Genomic DNA, 6,731 nt, shown 5'->3' on the forward strand with positions numbered 1-6,731 from the left:
TAAAAATTATTCTAGGATAATTACTTAGAGATTCCTGTAAGATCAATATAATAAACAAAATTTAAAAATATGGACAATACAAATCAAAAAAAAGCTTTAATTAACAGCGAAATTGCTCTCTTCCTTAGAGGTTTGATTATTGGTAAAGTGCTGACACTTATGGTTATTGGTGGGCTGCTTTGGTGGTTACTAAAGCCGAATTTATTGTCCCGTAACAGCGTTAACTCTTCTCCTAATCAAAATTTCAAGACCGTCTCTAGTACCACATCCAGTTTTCAGACAGTTGCAGATGTCCCCACTGCCTCATTTAACTACGGAGGAAGTACAGCTTGGGCATCTATTCGGCAATTGGTAGATTCTCAGATCCAGAGCGATCGCCCGGAACTACAATTACGTTATGTAGACCCTGTTAATGCTAGCCCTGGTTCTAGCTCAGGCATTCGGATGTTACTTGATGGGAAATTAGACTTTGCTCAGTCTTCTCGTCCCCTTACAGATGAAGAACAAGCTATGGCAAAAGAGCGAGGCTTTACCCTTGAGCAACGTCAGGTAGGTATGGATGGAATAGCAGTAGTAGTCAACCCATCCCTGAAAGTGTCAGGTTTAACTGTTGACCAATTGCAGCAGATTTATTTGGGGAAAATTACTAACTGGAATCAAGTAGGTGGGCCAAACCTACCCATCACACCTTTATCTCAACGACCAGAGGACGCAGATACAGTAATATTCCCTAGCAATAGCGACTTGAAAGGGCAAACACTTGGCTCGAATGTGCAATATGTCTACTCTACTACAGAGGCAGTGCGCCAACTCAGTAAAATCCCTGGTGGTGTATATTACGGTTCTGCTCGTTCAGTAGTGCCTCAATGTAGTGTAAAGGCTTTGCCATTGGGTCAGACAGCTGGTCAATTAATTCCCCCCTATCGGGAACCGATGGTGTCGCCTGAGCAATGTCCGCGTCAGCGCAATCAGCTAAATACAGAAGCTATCAAAAATGGCAGCTATCCCATAATTGCTAATTTGTTTGTGATTATTAAGCAGAATAAAGGTCGGGAACAGAAAATTGGGGATGCATACACCAATCTTTTATTAACTGACCAGGGACAAAGAGCAATTGAGCAAGCTGGTTTCGTCAGTGTTGACTAGTAGATTTGGATGACAATTAAGTCCCCTTCCCCAAGAACCCCGACTTCTTAGAGAAGTCGGGGTTCTTATAGAAGCTCTAAGTTGAAAATATTTACATTTACTCGACAGCATAAGAAGTAAATTGGCGTTTAAAAGGAGAATGAAACCCAATCACAATATCAGAACGGGGTACACCTAACTCAACCAATCGTTCAGCAACAGACTCTTCTGTACCATTATACTGAATCCATATTTTCTCATTTTGAATATCAAAATGCATGACCGGGCCAAACACCCGCTTATCTCCTTGCCAGCCAACATAAGCTAGTTGATAATGATCATTTTCATTGTCTAAAATTAATTGTGAATTTACTGTATCGCTATTAGATGCTATTTGTTGATGTTCGCTCAATACTTGTTTGATAAGTTGTCGATAGCGTTCTATTTTATCCATAGTCGAATTTCCTCACATCTTGGGTCGTAAACTATCAACTTAACTTGGTAACGATGAAGAGCGCGTTGGACAAAAGAAAGTTGAAAAAAGTCTTGATATGTTTCGATAGGAACTGCTAGGTAAAGCGCTCTGTCTACTTCTTGTTCTTCAATAGCTTGGCAGTAATTTAGATATTGTCCTAGTGCAGTATGAAATTCACTGATATCTGAATCTGCAATAAAACTCTTAATTTCAACAGCTATTTTTTCTGTATTACGTTCTGCGGCAATGGCATTTTCAGCCACTAAGTCTATTTGTAGTTTAATTGCTTCACTAATACGAATTGTAAAAGGATCGTGAGTAATTATCCACCCATCCTTAATTAATGCTTTTTTAAGCTGTTGATGAAAAACATCTTTAGCCATGTTGCTATCTCTAGATTAGGCCAGATTAACCTAAAATGATATTGTTGCTCTATGCAATGGGTTCCCCAAAGGGGTTGTCGTTTGCGCAGCGTGTCGTAGACAAGACATCACACTCTCCATTATTCTGCATTGCTGTGGCAAGTTTTTCTAGATTTTGACTAATAGAGACACTACGGTGATGATTTACACCCCAGATTCGCTCACAAATATTTAAAGCTTGCAAATAAAGCGGTTCTGCTTCATCATAACGTCCAGTTGCACGATAAATTTCTGCCAGATTATTGAGACTTTCGGCAACATTGGGATGATTTTCTCCCAATAGGTGCTTATCAAGTTCTAAGGCTTTTATACATAAAGATTCCGCTTCATTGTAGCGTCCTTGCTCCCTGTACATATAACCAAGAGCATAGATAGTATCTGCTAAAAGTGGATGCGCCTTTTGCAATAGACGCTGCTTCAGTTCCAAGGATTCTAAAAACAAAGATTCTGCTTGATCGTAGCGTCCTTGAGCGCGGTATATCAATCCTAAATTGTGTAAATCTGTTGCAACATCAGGATTCTCTTCTCCCAAAAATCGCTTATCTAATTCTATTGCTTGTTGTGACAACGGTTCAGCTTCACTGTAACGTCCTTGATGATAATAAAGTAGCGCTAAATTATTCAGTATAAGAGCGAAAGAAATATGATTTTCACCAACCAAACGTTTTTCAAGTTCTAATGATTGCAGATACAAAGGTTCTGCTTCGTCATAACGTCCTTGTTCATCATATAGTAATGCCAAATTGTTCAAACTGACGGCGACATCCGCATGGTTTTCTCCCCACAGACGTTTCCTCAGTTCCAAAGCTTGTTGGTATAAGAGTTCTGCTTTAGCATATTGTCCAGTAGATTTGTAAAGTCCCGCCAAATTATTCAGGCTAGTAGCAAAAGAAGGATGATTGTCTCCTAGCAGGCGTTTCCTTAGTTCTAAAGCTTGTTTATATAAAGGTTCGGCTTCGCTGTACTGTCCTGTTGCACGATAGATTCCGGCTAAATTGTTGAGGCTATTAGCTAAATCTATCTGCAAACCTAATTCATTTTGTAGCTCACTCGCCTGTCGCCAATATTTAATTGCTAATTCCTGTTCTTCTTGATAATTTTGAGATTCACCCCGATCTAATCTGCTGTGGTAAATATCGCCCAATCTTGAGTATAAAGTAGCCAAGGTGGGGTCTTTAGTTCCCCGCTCTTGTTCTATTTTCTCGATTAACCTTTGTAAATCTTGAATGGGTAAGAAAAAGCGATTAGTTTCATTAGTATCTGTACTAGCTAATTCTGTGTCTCTAAAAACAAAGCGGATATTTTCTAATTCTTTACCAGGAATAGCATTTGTCTTTTGAGATTCAAACCGAAATACACCATTACGCCAACTCCAAAAATCAGGCGCTTTTTTAATCAGGTTAACTAAAATTTGGTTAGTTACCCAAAGCACGATCGCAAATGGAAATTCGCGCAATCCTTCCCTTGTCCACTGTAAGTAACCAAAAAACTTTTCCTGTTCTGATTGCTCATTTCCCAACCTGAGAAAATACAGTTGTTCAGCACCTGTGACAGTAATCACCGCCAGGTTTTGCTGACGGAGATATTCTTCTTGTTGTACCAGTTGGTTAAGAGCAGCTTTCAGGCTTGGTTCTTGACGTGCTAAAGTTACTCGATATGCACGAAAAGCGGGTTGTAGTTCAGCTTCATATTGAGCAATAATCTCATCACGAAAGCTAGCATCATCGCAAACTGCAATCAGTAAATTTAATCCCCGTTTTTGAGCTTCAATAGAAACAATTAAATCATCATACGCATCTTGATTTTCTCCTTCATCATCTAATAATTCTTCATTCAACATTAATAGCTCCCTGTCTTTTCAAGCTTTCGATAATAATTGGATGAACATCGTACCAAGTTTCATCAGTACGATATTCTAGAACATACAGCCCATGTAGTAGATCCAAAAACTCTGCTTGTTTGGGATCATTGGGCATAAATTGTTCATAAACGCTCTGCAAAATATCGATATCAGTTTTTCCTAAACGTATGGAAAAATCATTGCGAATTTTATTGATTGCTTGCAGAAGAATTTTATCATCAATGATAACTTTGGCTGAGGGATTTCGCCGGATCATCCGCAAACAAATGCGGCAGCATTCCTTAGAAATCCGAATTAATTCTCGTAATACACCACCACTGTAAATTACGATTTTTTCAGCCGTTTCTGCTGCGATTAATTCACTAGGAATCCGTTTTTGCAAAACTTCACCGAGAATCTTTGTTGCTTCCGGGCGAGGTAGGGCATTAGGGAAGCGATTTTTACCTTTATCAAATATTTTTAAGACAGGCATTGCCACAACTTGATCGTTGGTTTCAGTGGCAATTATTGTGCTGATAAATGTTTCTCTAAGTACTGCAATGGGGATAGTGTAGATAATTTGAAAGTTAGGTTGACACAGAGCTTTAATGTTATCTCGATAAATTTCGTTCACTCTGCCTAAGTCAAGTTTATCTAAATCATCAATAATTACCAAAACATTTTGTTTAGTTGCAGCTTGAATTAAAGCAGCAATTTCATTAATTCTGGCAACTAAATCTGATAACTTGCGTTCAAATTCTTGCTTAATTTCATCCCGAACGCTAGCATCAGCTTTTAATTTAGAGCTAATCAATTTTAAGAGGTCAAAACCTATACTAACTTCTGCTTGCAAATTTGATTCTTCAGTGCGAGTACGGGTAGCAAACCACTTATAAAGAGCTTCTTTTGTCGATTGTGGAATATCAACTCTGCGTGCCTCTGCCTCCGTCATTAAATTAACTGCGATCGCAAACAGTATATTAATATGATTAACAGCCGACATTTCAATTTTGTCAGCAATAGAAAAGAGAACTACAAAATATTTATCTTGAATCTGTCGGCTAAATTCAGCTAATAAAGTAGACTTACCACATCCGCGATGTCCTGTAAAGACAATTTTGCCATCTCCATTAGGACTATCTTCCACTAATTGGTTCAGGTCTGCAATTAAATCATCACCATATTCGACTCTAAATCTTTCCATTTCGTTCCGTTCCATCAACGGAAACAGTTCGAGATTGCTGTATGCTTCTTGAAAGGAGTTTAATAAGTCTTCAGACATTGGATAGTGCCGTAAACGTGCTAACTATTCATATAATGGCTCATGATTTTTGAAGCACAAGTTCAGGCAATGTCTAGGATAGAGTATGCTTACAGAACTTCTTAAATTCCGTTAATAAATAACTACTAAGTGAGTGGTATGTTATGTCTTAAAAAGAGATGCCCTAATACCCAAACTTCAACCTATCAATGAGTAGCAGAGGTCAATAATCAATAAGACTGAATGATAGATGATACATTCGATAATTTAAACTGAATGATAGATGATACAGATAACATCCTGAAAGCTACTTAACATATAAATAAAATAAAATTTTCAGTTATAAAAATAAATTTTTAATGTGCTTCGTCTCATTCCCCTCTAGCCCATGCGATGGTAGCTGTTGTTACTATTAGTTAGTAGTCTGTCAAAGAATAATCGACGAATACATTCTTTGTAAAGACGGCGATTTATCGCGTCTTTCTAACGTGTCAGTCTTTTAGACGCGATCAATCGCGTCTCTACATGAGATAAAGCTCGGCGACATCAAAACCAGCTTTTGCGACATCAAAACCAGCTTTTGCGACATCAAAACTAGCTTTTGCGACATCAAAACTAGCTTTTGCGACATCAAAACTAGCTTTTGTGACATCAAAACCTGCTTTTGTGACATCAAAACCAGCTTTTGCGAAATCAAAACCTACTTTTGCGAAATCAAAACCTGCTTTTGCGACATCAAAACTAGCTTTTCTCAACGAATTTCAGCAAATATACCCGCATCTATCTAGTTGGCTAATGCCATCCAATACTTTTATAATTCTGTAACTTCACTGTGGCTGGTGCATCTGCTTGTTGCGTATTTTGATGATATATAAATAACTCAGTGTATAAAGTCAGGGTTATTTATAAATAAATCCAAATAGGAAAACTATATGCAACGGAAACGAAACTCCATCTCACTGACTAAAGCTGAACGACGGATTGAAGGAATGCAGACAATTAACCCTGGGTTAGACTTTAGTAATGGGTTTTCAATTGCTACTTACAACACTAAAGTAATTGAGTTACGAGAAAAGTTAGCCGCTTATAATCAAGCACAAATAATAGTAGATAAGACACACAATGCATTAATAGAAGCAGAACGAGAGTTGAATACTTATTCTGAGCAAATGCTGTTAAATGTTGCATCTCGCTATGGCAAAAATAGTGATGAATATGGGATGGCTGGTGGAACGCGCAGGTCAGACCGCAAGAAACCACGTCTAGTAGTAAAGCAAACAGTAACATCTGTGAAGTAATTGTTTGGACTCGCCGCTTCTTCAGATAAGGGTGCGTTGACCTTTGTGACAACGCACCACGAGCCTATATTTATACCGCTTAACTTCTGAAGCATCTCCAGAGACTTTTGATATTCCAAAATCGAATGCTGAGTGCGATCGCAAATAGACTAAGGGTATCGTCAAACTCTAAATCAGACATAATCGTAGCGACTGTCTTGAATGTCAAGTGCGATCGTTAACAAAAAACTGGAACTGTGAACATTGACGCAACTGGGGAACGCTGCGCTAGATTCGGTGGTGGCTGGTACGGGCATTGAGATTTTACATA

7 protein-coding genes are annotated in these 6,731 nt (G+C 38.4%); 2 read left to right on the forward strand and 5 right to left on the reverse strand.

The window, feature by feature from the left end; genetic code table 11:
- The first annotated feature begins 69 nt into the window (after positions 1–69).
- On the forward strand, positions 70–1,146 hold the full coding sequence (locus tag IQ274_RS29310; RefSeq protein WP_194144316.1) for a PstS family phosphate ABC transporter substrate-binding protein: 1,077 nt from the start codon (positions 70–72) through the stop codon (positions 1,144–1,146).
- 97 nt (positions 1,147–1,243) lie between these two features.
- Here the strand turns inward: IQ274_RS29310 and IQ274_RS29315 are convergent, their stop codons facing one another.
- The 5 genes from IQ274_RS29315 to IQ274_RS29335 all read right to left on the reverse strand — a co-directional run bounded on the left by IQ274_RS29315 (position 1,244) and on the right by IQ274_RS29335 (position 5,878).
- Positions 1,244–1,579, reverse strand: coding sequence for a XisI protein (locus tag IQ274_RS29315; RefSeq protein ID WP_163928493.1), 336 nt, complete (start codon positions 1,577–1,579; stop codon positions 1,244–1,246).
- Entirely contained in the window at positions 1,567–1,983 is a 417-nt protein-coding gene (locus IQ274_RS29320) for a XisH family protein (protein WP_194144317.1), read from the reverse strand. Before IQ274_RS29320 ends, IQ274_RS29315 begins: the two co-directional genes overlap by 13 nt.
- A gap of 49 nt (positions 1,984–2,032) precedes the next feature.
- Positions 2,033–3,862 carry a tetratricopeptide repeat protein gene (locus IQ274_RS29325; protein ID WP_194144318.1) on the reverse strand — a complete coding sequence of 610 codons (1,830 nt, stop codon included), beginning with the start codon at positions 3,860–3,862 and terminating at the stop codon, positions 2,033–2,035.
- A complete protein-coding gene (locus IQ274_RS29330; RefSeq protein WP_194144319.1) occupies positions 3,852–5,144 on the reverse strand; it encodes an ATP-binding protein in 1,293 nt (430 codons plus the stop codon). Before IQ274_RS29330 ends, IQ274_RS29325 begins: the two co-directional genes overlap by 11 nt.
- Positions 5,145–5,644: 500 nt before the next feature.
- Entirely contained in the window at positions 5,645–5,878 is a 234-nt protein-coding gene (locus IQ274_RS29335) for a hypothetical protein (protein WP_194144320.1), read from the reverse strand.
- A 177-nt stretch (positions 5,879–6,055) separates the two neighbouring features.
- Between IQ274_RS29335 and IQ274_RS29340 the strand changes: the two genes are divergently transcribed.
- Entirely contained in the window at positions 6,056–6,421 is a 366-nt protein-coding gene (locus IQ274_RS29340) for a hypothetical protein (protein ID WP_163928489.1), read from the forward strand.
- Positions 6,422–6,731: the final 310 nt, after the last annotated feature.

This window comes from Nostoc sp. LEGE 12447 (assembly GCF_015206985.1).
Taxonomy (GTDB): Bacteria; Cyanobacteriota; Cyanobacteriia; order Cyanobacteriales; family Nostocaceae; genus Nostoc.